Origin of the sequence: Lacrimispora xylanolytica (assembly GCF_026723765.1) — a bacterium.
Lineage (GTDB): Bacteria > Bacillota > Clostridia > Lachnospirales > Lachnospiraceae > Lacrimispora > Lacrimispora xylanolytica.
Window position 1 is genome coordinate 293,467 of the sequence record NZ_CP113524.1, and the last position, 17,909, is coordinate 311,375.

Annotated in this window: 12 protein-coding genes and 4 tRNA genes; 11 read left to right on the forward strand and 5 right to left on the reverse strand. The window is 43.1% G+C overall.

The features are described 5' to 3' along the window. Nucleotides 1-25 precede the first annotated feature (25 nt). Both OW255_RS01440 and OW255_RS01445 read left to right on the forward strand, forming a co-directional pair. Nucleotides 26-2,086, forward strand: a complete 2,061-nt coding sequence (locus OW255_RS01440) for a glycoside hydrolase family 13 protein (protein WP_268116565.1) — start codon at nt 26-28, stop codon at nt 2,084-2,086. A 74-nt stretch (nt 2,087-2,160) separates the two neighbouring features. After that, a tRNA-Tyr gene (locus tag OW255_RS01445) sits at nt 2,161-2,242 on the forward strand. Between the two features lie 87 nt (nt 2,243-2,329). Here the strand turns inward: OW255_RS01445 and nox are convergent. After that, entirely contained in the window at nt 2,330-3,664 is a 1,335-nt protein-coding gene (gene nox / locus OW255_RS01450) for a H2O-forming NADH oxidase (protein WP_268115396.1), read from the reverse strand. 494 nt (nt 3,665-4,158) lie between these two features. Here nox and OW255_RS01455 point away from each other — a divergent pair. From OW255_RS01455 to OW255_RS01470, 4 genes are all read left to right on the forward strand, one after another. Further along, nucleotides 4,159-4,244, forward strand: a tRNA-Leu gene (locus OW255_RS01455). 291 nt (nt 4,245-4,535) lie between these two features. Further along, nucleotides 4,536-6,518, forward strand: a complete 1,983-nt coding sequence (locus OW255_RS01460) for a methyl-accepting chemotaxis protein (protein ID WP_268115397.1) — start codon at nt 4,536-4,538, stop codon at nt 6,516-6,518. Nucleotides 6,519-6,574: 56 nt separating this feature from the next. Continuing rightward, complete coding sequence (locus tag OW255_RS01465; RefSeq protein ID WP_268115398.1) at nt 6,575-7,006, forward strand: hypothetical protein; 432 nt, start codon at nt 6,575-6,577, stop codon at nt 7,004-7,006. A gap of 42 nt (nt 7,007-7,048) precedes the next feature. After that, nucleotides 7,049-7,966 (forward strand): DUF1848 domain-containing protein, encoded by a 918-nt coding sequence (locus OW255_RS01470; protein WP_035317713.1) that lies wholly within the window; start codon nt 7,049-7,051, stop codon nt 7,964-7,966. A gap of 54 nt (nt 7,967-8,020) precedes the next feature. Here OW255_RS01470 and OW255_RS01475 read toward each other — a convergent pair whose 3' ends face one another. From OW255_RS01475 to OW255_RS01485, 3 genes are all read right to left on the reverse strand, one after another. Continuing rightward, a complete protein-coding gene (locus OW255_RS01475) occupies nt 8,021-8,413 on the reverse strand; it encodes a desulfoferrodoxin family protein (protein ID WP_024837675.1) in 393 nt (130 codons plus the stop codon). Nucleotides 8,414-8,516: 103 nt separating this feature from the next. Continuing rightward, nucleotides 8,517-10,121: an NAD(P)H-dependent oxidoreductase gene (locus OW255_RS01480; RefSeq protein WP_268115399.1), complete on the reverse strand. Its 1,605-nt coding sequence runs from the start codon at nt 10,119-10,121 to the stop codon at nt 8,517-8,519. Beyond that, on the reverse strand, nt 10,118-10,666 hold the full coding sequence (locus OW255_RS01485; RefSeq protein ID WP_268115400.1) for a PadR family transcriptional regulator: 549 nt from the start codon (nt 10,664-10,666) through the stop codon (nt 10,118-10,120). Before OW255_RS01485 ends, OW255_RS01480 begins: the two co-directional genes overlap by 4 nt. Nucleotides 10,667-10,826: 160 nt before the next feature. On the opposite strand from OW255_RS01485, the gene OW255_RS01490 reads away from it, so the two are divergent. From OW255_RS01490 to OW255_RS01500, 3 genes are all read left to right on the forward strand, one after another. After that, nucleotides 10,827-10,899: transfer RNA gene (locus OW255_RS01490), tRNA-Phe, on the forward strand. Between the two features lie 39 nt (nt 10,900-10,938). After that, nucleotides 10,939-11,009, forward strand: a tRNA-Gly gene (locus tag OW255_RS01495). A 650-nt stretch (nt 11,010-11,659) separates the two neighbouring features. Beyond that, nucleotides 11,660-13,147 carry an aldehyde dehydrogenase family protein gene (locus OW255_RS01500; protein WP_268115401.1) on the forward strand — a complete coding sequence of 496 codons (1,488 nt, stop codon included), beginning with the start codon at nt 11,660-11,662 and terminating at the stop codon, nt 13,145-13,147. Nucleotides 13,148-13,272: 125 nt separating this feature from the next. On the opposite strand, the gene OW255_RS01505 is transcribed toward OW255_RS01500, so the two are convergent. Beyond that, entirely contained in the window at nt 13,273-15,222 is a 1,950-nt protein-coding gene (locus tag OW255_RS01505; protein ID WP_268115402.1) for an AraC family transcriptional regulator, read from the reverse strand. Nucleotides 15,223-15,658: 436 nt separating this feature from the next. Here OW255_RS01505 and OW255_RS01510 point away from each other — a divergent pair, with 436 nt between their 5' ends. Together OW255_RS01510 and OW255_RS01515 are read left to right on the forward strand one after the other, a co-directional pair. Further along, nucleotides 15,659-16,372 (forward strand): GntR family transcriptional regulator, encoded by a 714-nt coding sequence (locus OW255_RS01510; RefSeq protein ID WP_268115403.1) that lies wholly within the window; start codon nt 15,659-15,661, stop codon nt 16,370-16,372. Nucleotides 16,373-16,514: 142 nt separating this feature from the next. Beyond that, nucleotides 16,515-17,906: a hypothetical protein gene (locus OW255_RS01515; RefSeq protein WP_024837670.1), complete on the forward strand. Its 1,392-nt coding sequence runs from the start codon at nt 16,515-16,517 to the stop codon at nt 17,904-17,906. Nucleotides 17,907-17,909: the final 3 nt, after the last annotated feature.

Consider the following 17,909-nt stretch of genomic DNA (forward strand, 5'->3'; position numbering starts at 1 on the left):
TAGGATGAAAGGAAAGAAAGAACGTATGTGCTTTCAGCAAGTTGCTTTAAATAAAGAGGCATTATTTACCGACGAGACTGACAGCTTCCGGTTTCCCTGTGAACCAGAAGAAGGGGACGAAGTAGTTCTTCTCTTCCGGACGGCCTTGAATGATATTGATTGGGTCTATTATATAGAAGCCGGCAGTGAACAACCAACTGCCATGAAAAGAACCAGCTCTGATGAAATGTTCGATTATTATGAGCACAGAAAAAAAGCAGGTTGTGATCCCATTCGGTACTGCTTTCAGGTGGTAAAAGGGAATCAGGTCTGTTATTACAGCCGCCTGGGCGTGGAAGATCAGATACCATCTGAGGGCTGGTTTTTAATGGTACCGGGCTTCTCCACACCAGACTGGGCAAAGGGGGCCGTCATGTATCAGATTTTTGTTGACCGCTTCTGCAATGGAGATCCAGCCAATGATGTGGTAGATGACGAATATGTGTACTTAAAAAGGAAGGTTACCGGTATCAGGGACTGGAATAAGTATCCCGATCAGTTTGATGTATGCAGCTTTTATGGTGGAGATTTGCAGGGGGTATGGGATAAGCTTGACTATCTGGAAAATCTGGGTGTGGAAGTAATTTATCTAAATCCCATTTTTGTATCGCCCTCCAATCATAAATACGATTGTCAGGATTATGACCATATTGATCCCCATTACGGTGTCATAGCCATGGATGGGGGAGCGGTTTTAGATTCTGAAGCCACCAGCAACCAGAATGCCACCAAATACATGATACGTACCACGGCAGAGGAAAACCTAAAAGAGAGCAATGATTTCTTCTCCAGGTTTATAAAAGAAGTACACAAAAGGGGAATGAAGGTCATACTGGACGGTGTGTTTAACCACTGCGGTTCTTTCCACAAATGGCTGGATGGAGAACGGATTTATGAGCTTTCAGGAAATTATGAGCCAGGAGCCTATGTCTCAAAAGAAAGCCCTTATCATTCCTTTTTTAATTTCCAGGATGAGAACTGGCCTTATAACGGCTCTTATGATGGCTGGTGGGGTCATGCGACACTTCCAAAGCTTAACTATGAAGGCTCTGATACTCTTTACCAGTATATCCTTAACATAGCTGCCAAATGGGTTTCTAAGCCATACAATGCCGACGGCTGGCGCCTTGACGTAGCTGCTGACTTAGGGCAAAGCAGTCAATTCAATCACAGCTTCTGGAAGGATTTCAGAAAGACAGTGAAGGCAGCCAATCAAGATGCCATCATACTTGCGGAGCATTATGGTGACCCTTCAGAATGGTTAAAAGGTGACGAATGGGATACGGTGATGAATTACGATGCCTTTATGGAGCCGGTCTCCTGGTTTCTCACTGGTATGGAAAAACATAGTGATGAAAAGGATGAAAAGCTCTTTGGAGACGGAGCAGCCTTTTTTAAGGCCATGAACCACCATATGAGCCGTATGATGGCGGGATCATTGTTCACTGCCATGAACCAGCTTTCCAATCATGATCATTCCCGTTTCCTTACAAGAACCAATAAAAAAATAGGCCGTACGGCTACAGAAGGACCGGAGGGAGCTTCCGATGGAATCAGCTACGGCATATTTCGTCAGGGTGTGATGCTCCAGATGACCTGGCCCGGTGCTCCCGCCATCTATTATGGGGATGAGGCCGGTGTTTGCGGCTGGACAGATCCAGACAATCGTCGAACCTACCCCTGGGGAAATGAAAACATGGAACTGATAGAATTCCACCGGTATATGACTGATCTTCACCGGTCCATCAAAGCGCTCCGCATTGGCTCCTTAAAGCAGCTTTTAGCAGGAGACCATCTCATTGCATACGGTCGCTTTACAGGAGACAGTATCTGCGCCGTTGCAGTAAACAGCCATGAAAATGAGCAGGAAGTCCACATACCGGTCTGGCAGCTTGGATTAAAGAGCGGCGAGACCATGTCCCGGGTCATGCTGACTTATGAGAGTGGCTATAATGTAGGTAAGCTCTCATACTCGGTGATAGAGGGGAATGTGAAGGTTTTATTGCCCCCTGTAAGCTCTGTGCTACTAGTTGGCAACAGGGACTAGCATAATTTTTTATAAAAACTGCTTGATTTTTTTGGGACAACATGTTAGAATAATAATCGCTTGTTAAAAGCTATGGGTGGGTTCCCGAGCGGCCAAAGGGGGCAGACTGTAAATCTGTTGTCGACGACTTCGAAGGTTCGAATCCTTCTCCACCCAGTTATTATTAAGAAAGAAGCCGGTATGATAATCATCATACCGGCTTCTTTGTGCTTACTTTTTATTTGTCTCAGTGACAGGCAGCTGTTATTCTGCCATCAAAGCCGCCATGGTGAAATAATTATATGGCTTGTTAAAGTGAGGCAGGAAGAAGATGTCTGTCAGCTTTAAGCGGTCAATGGTAACCTGTTCCTGAATGGCAAGAGAGAACATATGGATTGCCATGGAAATATCGTATTCAGAACACATCTGCGCTCCTAAGATGATTCTGGTCTTTCTGTCATATACGATACGGATTTTTACCTTATAATTATCATGCTGGATAAATGCAGGCTTCTGGGTGTCTTCGTAATCGGTAGCAACCGCGTCATAGCCCAATTTCTTTGCTTTTTCCAGTGTAATTCCGGTTGAGACCATCTTAAGATCCCAAATACAGATACCATTTGAACCCTGAACTCCAATGGATTTCAGTGGAGTTCCACAGGCATTATGAGCCGCTACGATTCCGGAACGCACTGCGTTGGTAGCCAGGGCAATATAGTTGGTCTTTTGAATGGAATTATCATAAATGGTCGCACAGTCACCAATGGCATAGACGTCCGGCTGACTGGTCTGCTGATGTTCATTTACCAGATAAGCCCCGTTCTTAAACAGCTCCAGGACGTCTTTTCCCAGCTGGCTGTTGGGCTTAAAGCCGATTCCAAGCACCACCATATCGGCTGGATACTCATGTTTGTCAGTGACGATCTTCTCCACCTTGCCGGTACCCTTAATGCTTGTAACGGTTTCCTCGTAAGCCAGCTTAATTCCATGGCTTTCTAAGTTCTTAGACATGATATCCGTAAATTCCTGATCATAATATCCGGACAGACAGGTGCTTGCAGTATCAATGAGAGTTACTTTCTTTCCAATACGATTAAAGGCCTCTGCCAGCTCCACGCCGATGTAGCCTGCGCCGACTACGACTACATTGCGGATCATGTTTTCGTGAAGCTTATCAATTACTTCTTTTGCGTTCTGATATAATTTTACGTACTGAACATTTTTTAAATCGGTCCCTTCAATGGTTGGAGTGACAGGAAGAGATCCGGTAGCAAGAATAAGTTTATCATAGGGAGTCTGATAGCTCTGGCCGTCTTTTCCAGTGGCAAATACCAGCTTTTTATCAAAATCAATATGATAGACAATGGTCTCTAAATATACCTTTGCGCCCTTCTGTTCAAAAATCTCCCTGCTGCAGTAAAACAATCCTTCGGAAGACGGAATCTGATTTCCAATCCATAAGGCCATACCGCATCCAAGAAAGCTGATATTGTCATTGGAGTCAAAAATCGTGACTTCCTTGTCCTTGTAGTTATCTAAAATAGTGTTAATTGCCGCAGTTCCAGCATGATTTGCTCCAATTACTACGATACGCTCCATATAATACCTCCTAAGTGGTTCGTTTTTATATAATATTGTACAGGCGAAAAAACAATTTCTCCTTAAGGTGATTCTATCACTAATTTGCCTGGGGTACAATTGCTACTTTATCTTTTTTTTATCAATATTCATTTTTTGAGGCTTGGATTTGTTTTTGTAATAATAAAATAAAGCGCTAGTATTGCTAATAATCATAGGTTACCCAAAGAGTTCCGTTCATAGAAATTATTAATTTGAAAGCAACAGTAAAATGTTTCCAGCAATGATTTTGTTTTCCTGTCTTTTTGCATTGATACGTTTACTGCTGCTGATAATGCCGTAATTCCTTGTTTTTATAGCTTATTTAAACAGCTGTAAAGGAAAATTTAAAATGAGGAGCAAATGCAATATAAAACAGTTGACAAGAAAGGCTTGTTTTTGTATAATCAATATGTTGTTCATCGGTGAGCTTTTTTTGCTTGGTCAAAAGAGGCTGTACCTTGATTACACTAGTTGCCGGCGTGGCGGAACTGGCAGACGCACAGGACTTAAAATCCTGCGGGACTTACCTCCCGTACCGGTTCGATTCCGGTCGCCGGCATTAATTGTGAGAAACCTTGTACTCGATTGAGTACAAGGTTTTTTTGCGCCCTATCTTTATTTACCTGCTTTCTGAATTGATTCAGCATAAAGTTGATGTTGGTAGTTATCATCATCCAGGTGATAACCAGGAGTATGAAGTATGATCTAACTAGGAGATTTGTAAAAGTTGTGTATATTATTGTAAAACATTAGTAAAGTGCATATAGTTATCTGAAAAATATCCGATATATTTACTGAATCTCAAGTTATATCTGAGACAAAGGCATAAATATATATTGGAGGTTTTAGCATGAACAGACACCGCAAGGGGATAAAAAAGGATTTGGTATTATTTACGTTGACCTGTATTGCCTGTATCGTATTTCTGTTGTCTGTAAGTTCTATTTATTTGATCTATGATACCGCTCATCGTTCGCTGGCAAAGAGTCTTAAGGAAACCTCGCAGCTTGTCTCGGAAAAGATTACCCAGCAGCTAAAAGAATACTCTGTCATTGCGGAGTCCATTGGCCTTTATGAAAAGGGGAATCGAGAGCGTGGAGGGAATATTGGTATATTCCTTACCATCTCAAGTTCTCAGTATGGGTTAAATAAGATTGATATCATTTCCGCAGATGGAACGTCCATGGTGAGCGGGAAATCATATAAGGATAATGTTGCCTATGAAAAGGCAAAAGGTGGCGTTCCCTTTCTATCAGACCCTATCGTTGGAAGTGATTCTGCCTCCTTTCAATACGCATATCCCTTTGGAGACCTGGTCATTATGCTGGATATTCCTTATTCCGTGCTGGAAGCCATTATAACCGAAGCTAGACTTGGAGAGACGGGAAGTACCTATATCTTAGACAGTAACGGGACGAAGGTAGCAGCCGATGATATTTCCCTTGTGCTTGAGCGGCAAAACAGCATTGAGGATGGAAAAAAGAATTCGTCAAAGAAGTCTGAGATTGTTTCTCTTGAAACGGACATGATTGGGGGAGGTTCGGGGTTTCGCTTTTATGAGGAGGGAGGAGTCCATAAGATTGGCTCTTATTCCTCCATTAAGGATACCAATGGCTGGTCTGTAAACGTAACGGCTCTTCAGTCTGAATTTATGTCAGGCATCAGGACCTCTGTCATCATGGCTGGTATTCTGGGAATCTTATCCCTTATGGTCAGTGTATATGCCGTTTTAAAGATTACAAACCGAATCACAAAGCCCATTGAAGCTGTGGTGGATTCCCTAGGTCGGTTTTCTGAAGGAGACCTTAATATGGAACTTCCCATACTGCGGGATGATGAGGTGGGGAGTATATCCAGGAAAATCAATGAAATGGCAGCAAAATATAAAGAAATCATACAGGATATTTCCGTATATCTTCATGAGATTTCCCTTGGCAATCTGGCGGTACAAAGCAGCTGTGACTATCCTGGGGAATTTCGTGACATTCGCTTAAGCATGGAGTCCATTTCCATGGCTTTAAGCGGCACTTTAAGAAAGATTCAAATCTCGGCTCATGGGGTTAATAATGGTGCAGGACAGGTTTCCGATGCCTCACAGGGCCTTGCATCAGGAAGCCAGGAACAGGCAGCAGCCGTGGAGGAATTAAATGCTTCCATAGAAGCTGTCTGTCAGCAGGCGGAAAAGAATGTGGAGTATGTAAGAAAGGCGTCTGCCTACGCAAGCCAGTCAGGTCAAAACGTAGACCTGGGGAATCGGTATATGGAAAGTCTTAAAGAGGCCATAGAAGATATCAGCTTATCCTCTGGTAAGATCAGCAACATTACAAAGATCATTGAAGACATTGCATTTCAGACCAATATATTGGCTTTGAACGCAGCCGTTGAAGCTGCCAGAGCAGGAAGTGTGGGCAGCGGATTTGCGGTTGTAGCGGGAGAGGTGAGGAATCTGGCTGTTAAATCTGCGGAGGCGGCAAAACAGACCTCAGAGCTGATTGAACACTCTGTAAAAGCTGTTTTAGAGGGGAAGAGGCTTACAGAGGAGACAGGTAAGGTGCTGGAAGAAATCGCAGGGCAGGCAAGTCAGGTGGAGGAGTCCATGAGGGAAGTAGAGGCCTCATCCATGGAACAGGTACAAGCCATAGAGCAAATCAACGATGGCCTTTCCCAGGTTTCAGCCGTGATACAGGCCAATGCCTCTACTGCAGAGCAAAGCTCGGCAGCAGGAGAGGAACTGGAGAGCCAGGCAAGAATGCTTTACGGTGAAGTGGACCGGTTCCGGTTGTGGGAAGAAGTCATTTCCCAGGAGCAAAGCGTGGAGGCGTGTATTTCATAAAAAAGCTGTTTTTATCTCATACTATTAAAATACCAAGAAAGAAATGAGGTAAAAAAATGAACGCAGACGCAGAATTGCTTAATTTCATCCATCAAAACTCACAGATGGGCGTGGAAACCATTGGACAGCTTCTTACAATCTCAGAGGATGAATCATTTAAAATCCATTTGGAGGAGGAGCTTAAGGAATACAGGCAGATTCACGAAAAGGCGAGGGAACTTTTGAATCAGCATGGCTTAGAGGAAAAGGATATCTCTGCCATGGAAATGATTATGGCTTACCTGGCAATTGATATGAAGACATTTGTGGATAAGTCCCCCTCTCATATGGCTGAGATGTTGATATTGGGAGGAACCAGAGGAATTATTGACTGCTTAAAGAGGATCCGTCAGTATAAGGGAGAGGCAAAGGAAGATATTATATCTCTCATGAATCATCTTCTCAAAGTGGAGGAAGATCATCTGGAACGGTTGAAGAAGATGGTTTAACGTTGTATCATATAGGTATCTCTATGAAAGAGGAGGAGTCAGGTGATACTAAGTGTCAGCAGGCGGACTGATATTCCCCGGTTTTATTCCGACTGGTTTTTTGAGCGGATAAAGGAGGGGTTTCTCTATGTCAGAAATCCTATGAACAGCCGGCAGATCAGCAGGATTGATTTATCTCCGGAACAAGTGGAGCTTATTGTATTCTGGACAAAGGATCCCAGTCCAATGCTTGTCCGTCTTCCAGAGCTTAATGACATACCCTGCTATCTCCAGTTTACCTTAACCGGATATGGGCGGGATGTGGAACCGGGTCTGCCGGATAAACAGGAGTTGATCCGTGTATTTAAAGAGTTTTCTAAGGTCTTAGGACCGGATAGAATGGTGTGGCGATACGATCCTATTTTTATAAATGACCGGTATGAGGAGGCCTATCACCTTCGGGCATTTAAACAAATTGCCAGGGAGTTGAAAGGACATACGAATAAAGTGGTCATTTCATTTCTTGACTGGTACGGAAAAACAGCCCGTAACATGAAAGGCATAAAAGCAGAAGAGATGACGGAAGAAAGAATGCTTAGAATCAGCCGGGCGATGGCGGAGGTTGCAGGTTCCTGCCATATGAGGATTGAAGCGTGTGCAGAAACCGCTGATTTAAGCCAGGCCGGAGTCTCACGGGGTAGCTGTATCGATCCGGTCATGGTAGAAAAGATTCTTGGTGTACCAATCAAAGAGAAAAAAGATAGAAACCAGAGGGCGGAATGCGGCTGCTTAGAAAGTGTGGAAGTGGGTGCATATGACACTTGCCTCATGGGGTGTAAATACTGTTATGCCAATGACAGTCAGCTTTCTGTGGAAAGAAAGACGGCTCTTTATGATGTTTACAGTCCTCTCCTATGCGGAAGGGTTGAAGAGGGTGATAAGATAACAGAGCGGAAAGCAGCGCTTATCAGGCAGAAATGAAGAAGGAGCTTATGCATGACATGTAATTGTCATTTACGCATAAACTCCTTTTTCTTAAGCTTCTGTCTTCCAGAAACCATGAAGATTGCAATAGGCATAAGCAGCTTTCGGAGAATCGCCCTCTTCTAAGGTGAAATAAGCCACAGGCTCACAATCCTTATCAAGGTGGACTCTCATCTGGCAGCCGGCTGTTGTGAAAAGACTGACCCATGCAATGCTGTGCTCCTCAGACATGGGGTGGAAGATGCTTCCCACCTTGACGGTAACGTGGTTTCCGTTGGTCTCAATGACTGGTGCATGCTTTTCCTGCGCACCGTCAGAGGTGTTTGGCTCCAGGATGTCAAAGGGCTTTAAACTGTCAGGAATTGCAGCATTTGGGGCTCCTAAAATTGCTTCCATAATGATATTGTGGTTCTGGTCGGTCAAAAATACAGGTTCGTTCTTCATGGAAATCCTCCAATCTTCTTGATATCATTTATCAGAATTCCCAAAAGAAGTCAGAAACATAACACCAACTTTTTCCATTGACAGATCCTTAAATGAATTTACATTATTTTTTGCTTCTGGCAAAATAAGAAGGGTACCAGGTCTGAAACCATTTTGTAAAAAGACCAAGAAGAACAGGCGTTATCGTATTTATAAGTATTAGAAAAATAGTCATCTTTGTAACGAGTAAAAAGTAGGTCCATATTGGGGTGACAAGATACAAAACTCCCCAACAGGCAGTGAGAATCCGGTTGGTCTTAAGAAAGAGAGGATTGTTCAGAGCTTTATCTCCTCCGTATCCGTACTTGGAGTAGCTGGCAGTCAGAGGTTCTTTTAAGAATACAGTGATGCTCCACATGAGACCAAATAGCAGGTATGAGGCGGGAACCAGGATAGAGATGGACACGCCCATGATAGCCAGGATACCGATGATTGCTCCAAAAAGTCCGGAGAGGCATTCATAAATGGTGGTTTTATAATGGAAAGACAAAAAGGGAATTGCCACTCCTGCTACTATTCCAAGTGCGCCTCCAAGAACTGGATTTGCTGCCATGAAAAACCAGATAGGAAACCATGGGAGCAGCATTAACAGCATAAGACTTTTCTTTTCTGGTGCCTTTGGCTTTGTGGGAACTCCAAAATAATCATCCCAATGAATCATCAATTGAAAGTCACCCTCCACACGGTATTTTTGCTCCATCAGAGCTTTTTGACCGTCCGTTTCCCCTTTTGCGATACTCATCCATAGAGATAGTGGGGTTTCAATTTTAGTTGTATAAGGAACAAAATCCTTTGTCAATACCTTTGCCCCAGTCCCAGTCAGCAAAATCTGGTATGTTTTATTGATATCACTGTAATTCATCTCCAGTACACGGTCTTTTGAGGACCAGGATTTGGGATTATAAAGAGCTGCCATTTGTTTTGTAAATGTAAGAGCAGGCTCAGAAAAAGGCTGTGTCTGATCTTTCGTGCCATCGTTTAATCCCCAGCTTTCATTGGCCGCCTGTTCAAACATCTCTCTTGGAAGAAGAAGCTGGCAAAGGCCCTGTTTTGTCTCTGGTGTAATATTTCCCAAAGCAAATTCTGCACCAGCCGCCCGTACCAGTGAAAGATACTCTTCCGTTCGATTTTTAAGTTCCGGAACCCGAAACAGCTCTCCCTGACCGCTGGTTATGGATTCATAATTTCCCTTGCCCAGATAATGGTCAAATTGGAGGAACACAGAGTCGTAATTGCCCTGTGAGGTATAAAAGCCACAGGTGGAAATTAAGAGCCAGCGTTTGCCTGACAAATCATATCTGGGTGGGTGAGAGCCGGTGTCGGAATCTTCTGTCATATAAGGAAGAGACATTGGGAGCTGGCGGTCCATTAAGGCCTTAAGTTTTGATGGGAGACCGTAATAGTAGAGAGGAAAGCTCCAGATAATGAAATCCGCTGCCAGTATTTTATCAATGACAGATGCCATATCATCAGAGATACAGCATTTTCCCGGAGTCTTGTTCCAGCAATGAAAACAGCCGGTGCAAGGCTTAATATCCATCCTATAAACGGGAAGTATTTCTTTGTTTATGGAGATGGTTTCGTCCATGCCTTCTAAAAATGCATTGGTAAGCCTCATGGTATTGCTCTTTTCGCCTCTTGGACTTCCGTTTAACACCAGTACATTCATTGGATTTCCTCCATTTTCTTTATGCTTCGGTTGGCCCAGTCTATGCACATCTTAATATAGCTGTAGCCGAAATCCGCAGTCAGCTTCCAGTACAGAGTTTCCCTTTCATCAACGAGTTCGCCGTACTGTTCTGTAGTTTTCGGGACATGGCTCAGCTCGTCTGAGTATGCTTCACAGTCCCGGATAAATTCCTTTAACATGGCAATGTTCTCTTCTGGAGCCCGGCAGCCGGAAAAAAACACTTTCATTAAGAATGCGTTCTTGGACCCTTTGTTAAATTCATTATTTTCTTTGGAGAGCCAGGATAAAAACTCTCTCTTTCCTTCTTCTGTAATGGTATAAAGCTTTTTGCTGGGTTTGTCTGTCTGAACGATGATTTCACAGGTCACAAATTCCTTTTTCTCCAGCTTGTTTAATTCTAAGTATATGTGGCTGGCCTGAGCGTACCAAAAAAAACGTATGGATGAACTAAAGGCTTTGGCTAATTCGTAGCCAGTCATGCTTCCGTAGGAAAGAAAGCCAAGAATGCTGTGGGACAGGGACATAAGTGCACCTCCATTTATAGTATAAAATTATACTATGATAATATTATGATAAAGTCAAGAATAATCTTCTTAATTTTATTAAATTTTTTAGATAACTTAGAAAACTTCTCTTGACAAAAAGGCAGAAATCTTGTAAAATTACTCGTGTTCCAAGCGGTTAGCCCAGATAGCTCAGTTGGTAGAGCAGAGGACTGAAAATCCTCGTGTCGCTGGTTCGATTCCGGCTTTGGGCATTGTGCATCTGGCACACTTAAAGTAATTTAATATTCCATGCGGGTGTAGTTCAATGGTAGAACACTAGCCTTCCAAGCTAGATACGTGGGTTCGATTCCCATCACCCGCTTTTTTCATGCCCGTAGACCGGTGATATGAGATTTCCTTTGAAGTCTGATATCACCGGTCTTTTTACATGTTAGAGGACGGTGTCAATAACAATTAACGTCCATTCCAGACTGCTTACCTCCCTTTTGTAAGTATAGGGGGCAGGCCATTGTGATTGCCTGTCCTGGATTGGGAAAAATGTAACAATCCCCATGGCAAAGTGAGAAAGTTGGATCGATAGCATTAAATATTTATAAAAAATATGGATAGCTTATTATGTTTCTAAAAAAATACAATCCAAATACTACGACTTCATGTGGTTTTAGGTATAAGTGTTGTTAAAAAAGTATCAAACCATCCATAAGGAAAACAGGGATAAAGCCATCACAATTGAGACAAGGCTGACAAAATAAAAACGATTCCTCTCTTAAGAAACCTCATAAAGGCGAAGAGTTTTCAATCATAACTCCATGCAAGCTTGAAAAAAACAAAGAAATAGTCCAAGGCTTCGTGAAATAAAAAACAGAGTAAGACAAATAAATATCAATCCTATGTGAAATTATTAATTAAATTGACAGAATCAATCTCCGGCATATAATGAACAGTACAGAAGCCAACCAGCTTTAATGGTTGCAGACACATATATGAAATATGGAAAGGAGATTTAGCAATATGGTGAACATAGAACTTCAAAAAAAATATCAACTCTTTATAGGAGGACAGTGGAAGGACGCTTCCGATGGGAAGACCTTCAAGACCACATCTCCTGCTGACGGATCCCTTCTCGCAGAATGTGCAGAAGCAACAAAAGAGGACGTAGATGAAGCGGTAAAAGAGGCCTGGAAGGCATTTGAAACATGGAAGCATGTCTCCGTGAAAGAAAGAGCCGCTATTTTAAATAAAATTGCAGATATCATTGATGAGAATAAAGAGCACCTTGCAATGGTGGAAACTTTAGATAACGGAAAGCCAATCAGAGAGACACTAAACGTAGATATTCCTCTGGCAGCCCAGCACTTTAGATACTTTGCAGGCTGTATTCTGGCAGATGAGGGCACTGCTAACATCATGGATGGGAATACTTTAAGTCTGATTTTAAGAGAACCAATTGGTGTGGTAGGTCAGATTGTTCCCTGGAACTTCCCGTTCTTAATGGCTTCCTGGAAGCTGGCACCCGTACTTGCAAGCGGTTGCTGTACGGTATTTAAAACCTCCAGTACAACTCCGTTAAGTGTTCTGGAGTTAGCGAGACTGATTGAGGATGTCATTCCGGCTGGTGTATTTAACGTAATCACAGGTGCCGGTTCCAAATCAGGACAGTATATGTTAGAGCATGAGGGCTTCCGTAAGCTCGCATTTACAGGATCAACAGAAGTAGGAAGAAGTGTGGCTCTGGCTGCGGCTGAAAAGCTCATTCCTGCTACCTTAGAGCTGGGCGGAAAGTCAGCAAATATCTTTTTTGAGGACTGTGACTGGGAGATGGCTATGGACGGAATCCAGCTTGGAATCCTGTTTAACCAGGGCCAGGTATGCTGTGCAGGCTCCAGAGTCTTTGTTCAGGAAAGCATTTACGACAAGTTTGTAGAAGAAGCAGTAAAGCGCTTTAATCAGGTGAAGGTAGGTCTTCCATGGGAAGAAGATACCCAGATGGGAAGCCAGGTCAACAATGGCCAGTTAAAGAAGATTTTAAGCTATATAGATATAGCCAAATCTGAAGGTGCTACCGTCCTTTGCGGAGGAGAAAAGTTAGATGATAACGGACTGGAAAGCGGAGCTTTCATGAAACCGACTCTCCTTGGCAATGTAACCAATGATATGAGAGTGGCGCAGGAAGAAATCTTCGGGCCAGTGGCAAGTATCATTAAGTTCAAGACAGAAGATGAAGTAGTAAAAATGGCAAACGACAGTGAATTCGGTCTAGGCGGAGCCGTATGGACCAGAGACATTAACCGCGCCATCCGGGTAGCAAGATCCGTGGAAACAGGACGTATGTGGGTCAATACCTATAACAGCATTCCTGAGGGCGCACCCTTTGGCGGCGTTAAGACTTCCGGTATCGGCCGTGAGACTCATAAGGTAATGCTGGAGCATTATACTCAGATGAAGAATATCATAATTAACTTAAGTGAGACTCCATCTGGTTTCTATCCTAAAAGGTAAAGCCTGTCTCCCTGAAATCAAAGAGTTTCTCAATGGTTGAATGAAAAGGCGGACATGGTGACATCAAAAAAACCGTAGGACATAAAATCCTGCGGTTTTTTTGATTGTTTCAGTATTACCACTTTTTATTTGGTTTCAAGTACAGCATGTACGATGATATCCAACTGCGTCGTCATAGATATGATGTCGTTGAACCAGAAGAGATTCTTAGATGCTTTTATAAGCCTTCCCTCTTTAACCGCGGGTAAATTGTTCCATACAGGATTGTCTGATAACAGTTGATCATCTGTATTTAAAAGAATATAATCACCTACATATTCCGGCATGGCTTCAAAGGAAAGATCAGCTTGTCCGGTTGATTTGAAATCTTCTGTTTCAAAAACAGCCTGAAGCTTTTCGGGGGCGGGAAAACCAAGAAAATCATAGACAAGTCTGCCTCCTCGTCCACCCTGAAATGCCCTAAGAAAGCCATCCCGAATGTCAACACAGATAAAACTTTTCTGAAGCAGTCCTGCTTTTTCCAGCTCTGCTTTTGAAGATGCCAGCTTTTCATCAAACGTCTGAATCAGTTCTTCCGCTTTTTCTGAGCGGTTAAACACATCTCCGAAAAACCGCAGTCTTTCCCGGTAGTCCATGCTAAAATAGTCACTTGCCAGGGTTGGAGCTATTTTAGAGAGCTTCTCATAGGTTTGCTCATCCTCGGTGTTCCATAAGATGAGGTCTGGGTCCAGTGCCATGATTTCTTCCTCGTTGATGGAAAATGCATCAATCACGGAAACCTCCTGTGTCTGAGGTTCAAAGGCGGAGCCGGTATTGAATGAGGTGGCTACTGGGGTCACACCAAGTGCCAGTAAATCTCCCTGTACGAAAATGACTACCACACGTTTCGGATCTGCCGGTATTTCCACGTCTCCATATTTCATATGTATCGTTTTGGTTTCTGGAGTTCCCTTCTTATTGGCCTCTGCCTTCGGTGTTTCTGTTGCCACCTCTGAGATTTGTGCAGATTCTGTGGTTTTTGTATTTACGGGTTGGGTACTGCAGGCCGACACCATCAGCATAAGCGACACAGCAGCCATGATAACTGCTTTGTTTCGTATCTGTCTAAACATTAAACTTGCTCCTTTATCTTCGAGTTTGTCATAACTAACCATACGTTCCTCATTATAAGGAAAGGAAATCAGGTTTCCAATGGAGTAATCTATCATGTTGGATTGTGAAGTCTCTCTATATTTGCCTGGAGCCAACCCTATATTTTTCATGAATAAGCGATATAAGCTGTATTCGTCGGCAAAACCGTAATGCAGGGCAATCTCCCGAACGGAAGCATTGCTGGTCTCCAGACATTTCTTTGCAGCGTCTAATCGTTTCTTAATCAGGTAATTCTGGGGAGCCATACCAATCTGCTGCTTAAAGCTCCTGTGAAAATGGCTGTAGCTGACGCCAAGTACCTGGCACAGCTCCTGAATGACAATTGCTTCACGGTAATGGGAATCCAGATACCTCCTTGCCATGGAAATGATATCCGGCTGGAACACCTGAATGTTACCCTTTTCCAACTCCTCATAAATCTCGTAGACAAAGCGGTAAAAGGCTGCTTTTCCGTAAAATACATTTAAAGGCGTGGGGCCTTTCCATTTTTCATACATCTTGCACAGCTCCTCTGAGAAAAAAAGAGGATTATGGGGCTTAAATCCGTACTGCTGACGAAAGGGATTCACTTCTTTTATCAACCGAAGATATTCTCCCCTGTGAAATACAGGTTCTCCGGCTTTATAAAAGACCATGTAATATTCCAGCCAGCCGCCATGGGCCTTAATGCTTAATTCTGTTCCCTTGCCCCCGTGAAACAGCCCAAAACGTTCCATGTTGTATGCGGTATTATTTAGCACGACCTCCGCTTTTTCACCGCAGGTGAAGAGAAATGTACTGGCAGGAAGGAGATAGTTACACAAGGGTTGCTCTGGTGAAATTAAATTATGACGGATATCTAAAAGAGAAATGGCTGCCCGATTCCATAGATCAATTGCGGCAGACAGGTTCTCATGGGGAAAAGCGGTCTCATTGTTGTTCATATTGGATGCTCCTTTGAAAAGAGAATCGAGAAAAGGTTAGATTAAACTAACTACTCTTCCGATTCTAACACACTGCCCAGGAATTGTATAGAGAATACGTGTTTGTATCAGGAATGGTTTCTTATTATTGAACTGGAATTACCAGTAGATGCGGACAGGTTCAAGCAAGAAACATATACTTGTATGCAATCTCTTTAAAAATGATTGTGAGATATAAAAGTAGAATGAGCTTGGATGCAAAAATAATTCTTAAAAATATAGTAAAAATGTTCATAATATAGTTGATTTATGTATAAATATGTGATATGTTTTACAAAAGAGCATTGATAATGTATTGGAATAAAAACATAAAGTGAAAAAATTATGTGCATCAACCGGGATACTGATGTGCAATTTGTGATATTACATAAGAAACGTGTTCAGGGAGGCCAAACCAATGATAGATACAGAGCTTGAGAAGAACGATTCAAAGAATGATGTTTATTACCAGCTTCGCAATCAGATCTTAAATATGGATATTAAGCCAGGGGAGAGGCTCAGCGAGAATCTCTTATCCAGCCAGATGAATGTAGGAAGAAATGCAGTTAGGGAGGCCTTGTCCCGTCTTGTGGAAGAGGGATATATCGTAGTTTATCCTCAAAGGGGAACTGAGGTTACATTGATTGACAGGGAGCGCATCCGCCAGGCTGTCTTTTCCCATACGGTGTTAGAGCAGGCAATGATTGAAGAGCTTTGCAGCCAGGGACTGACAAAGGAGCAGCTTAAGAGCCTGGAAGAGGTACTGACAAGGCAAAAGTCAGAGAGCAACCAGCAAAACATCATGGATTTTCTCATGATGGAACAGGAGCTACATTACCTCTTTTCCTCCTTTTGTGGCAGAGAGTATTCCTGGGAGGTGTTTCGCACCCTGGATTGCGACTTATTAAGGCTTAACTATCTGCAATATACCACATTTAACTATCGAATTGATATGTCCTCCTTGACCAGCTGGGAACATTCCCAGGTGGAGGGACGGCTTTTGGTGGATCATCTACGGCGGCGGGATGCGGAAGCGGCTTCCTTAATCTGCGCCAACCATTTTAATACCATCTTATGGAATGCAGGGACGCTTCAGGAAATCTATCCACAGTTCTTTTCCGGGCAGGCTTAGGGTACCTGACTGGTTAGAGATATATGAAAATGATGAATAAAGAAAGGAGACTGGGGTTACAGGGGGACAGGGAAAAGCAGTATTTTTATAAGGCCATAATATGAAGAGTATGTGGAGAATAAAAAGTTGAGGAGGTATTTACGTGGAGTACATCATTGGTATTATTCTGTTAATTTCTTTCTTTGGTCTGGCGTACTACTGTATTAAAGGACACAATCTAATGATCGGTTTCTTATTGATCACCCTTTTATGGACAATCGTTCCCCTTGGAGGGACCTTGTTTGTAAGCCAGGATTTTCTGGCTGCCAATCCAGTGCTTAATTTTGGAAAGGACAATACCTTAATTGCAGCCTTAAATAAGATTTACCAGTCAGCACCAGAAGGTTGGGGTACCACGCTGGTCAATGTCTGCTGGGGTGCCTGGTTTGGACGGGTTCTTATGGATACGGGAATTGCGTCTACTCTCATTCGTAAGACGGTAGAGCTTGGAGGGGATAAGCCATTTGTTACGGTAGCCCTTTTAAATATTGTGACTGCCCTGATATTTACAGCCATGACAGGAGCCGGCCCGGTTATTGCAATCGGTGTTATCGTTCTTCCTATCTTAATGTCACTTGGCATTCCTAAATCCATTGCTTTATTTACCTTTATGGGGTCGGTTGCAGCCGGAATTTATTTAAATCCAGTAAACTTTGCCCAGTACCGCGCGTTTTTCGTGACACCAGACCAGCTTCCTGATTTTAACCTTGGCTGGTATGCATCTCACTGGGGCTATGCAGCTCTGATTATCATGCTGATTAGTACCACCTTGTTATCGGCAATCTATTTAAAACGTGCCAAAACTGTTCATGCATGGGCGGCTCAAACACGTGGGGCAGCTTCTGAACAGAAAAATGCACCATTTTACACCCTGATTCTTCCGGTGGTTCCTGTGGTACTTAAAATCTGGCTGGACTTTTCCGTTATCGGTGGTTTTGTAATTGCCGGTTTCCTGGCTCTGTTCCTGTGCGGAAGAATGACAGGCAACTTTAAGGAAAATTGTCAGCTGGTAAATAAGCTTTACTATGACGGTGTGGTAGATACCGCTCCCTTAGTAGGATTTTTGCTTACACTTCCAATGTTCAATTCTGTGGCAGCCCTGGCATCTCCGTATTTCAAGGTGATTCTTGGAAATGTAATGCCAAGGAGTGAAATTGTGGTTTGTATTGTTTTTGCCGTACTTCTTTGTATGGGATTGTTCCGTGGCCCAATGACCTTAGTTGGTTGCGGTGCAGCAACACTTGGAGTGCTTTCCAATGTAGCTTCATTTTCCGTTCCTTTCTTATATGCGGTATTTGCCATTCCGACCATTACCGTCAATATCGGATGCTGCATCACCCAGTCATGGGTAGCCTGGGGGCTTGCGTACACCAAGGTAGAATCAAAGGACTTTTTAAAGCTGTCCATACCAAATGCATACCTGACCGGAGTTTTGCAGTACATAGCAGTCTTTGTCATGCTGGGCGGCTTAGGAGCGGCATGGTTCTTATCATAATAT

What these genes read in the sequence shown, in the direction of transcription:
- OW255_RS01485 (WP_268115400.1), bottom strand. Translation starts at nt 10,666, where the DNA reads ATGTCCCTGTCCCACAGCATTCTTGGCTTTCTTTCCTACGGAAGCATG.
- OW255_RS01505 (WP_268115402.1), bottom strand. Translation starts at nt 15,222, where the DNA reads ATGAACAACAATGAGACCGCTTTTCCCCATGAGAACCTGTCTGCCGCA.
- OW255_RS01475 (WP_024837675.1), bottom strand. Translation starts at nt 8,413, where the DNA reads ATGAAGAACGAACCTGTATTTTTGACCGACCAGAACCACAATATCATT.
- OW255_RS01460 (WP_268115397.1), top strand. Translation starts at nt 4,536, where the DNA reads ATGAACAGACACCGCAAGGGGATAAAAAAGGATTTGGTATTATTTACG.
- OW255_RS01465 (WP_268115398.1), top strand. Translation starts at nt 6,575, where the DNA reads ATGAACGCAGACGCAGAATTGCTTAATTTCATCCATCAAAACTCACAG.
- OW255_RS01500 (WP_268115401.1), top strand. Translation starts at nt 11,660, where the DNA reads ATGGTGAACATAGAACTTCAAAAAAAATATCAACTCTTTATAGGAGGA.
- OW255_RS01440 (WP_268116565.1), top strand. Translation starts at nt 26, where the DNA reads ATGTGCTTTCAGCAAGTTGCTTTAAATAAAGAGGCATTATTTACCGAC.
- OW255_RS01480 (WP_268115399.1), bottom strand. Translation starts at nt 10,121, where the DNA reads ATGAATGTACTGGTGTTAAACGGAAGTCCAAGAGGCGAAAAGAGCAAT.
- nox (WP_268115396.1), bottom strand. Translation starts at nt 3,664, where the DNA reads ATGGAGCGTATCGTAGTAATTGGAGCAAATCATGCTGGAACTGCGGCA.
- OW255_RS01510 (WP_268115403.1), top strand. Translation starts at nt 15,659, where the DNA reads ATGATAGATACAGAGCTTGAGAAGAACGATTCAAAGAATGATGTTTAT.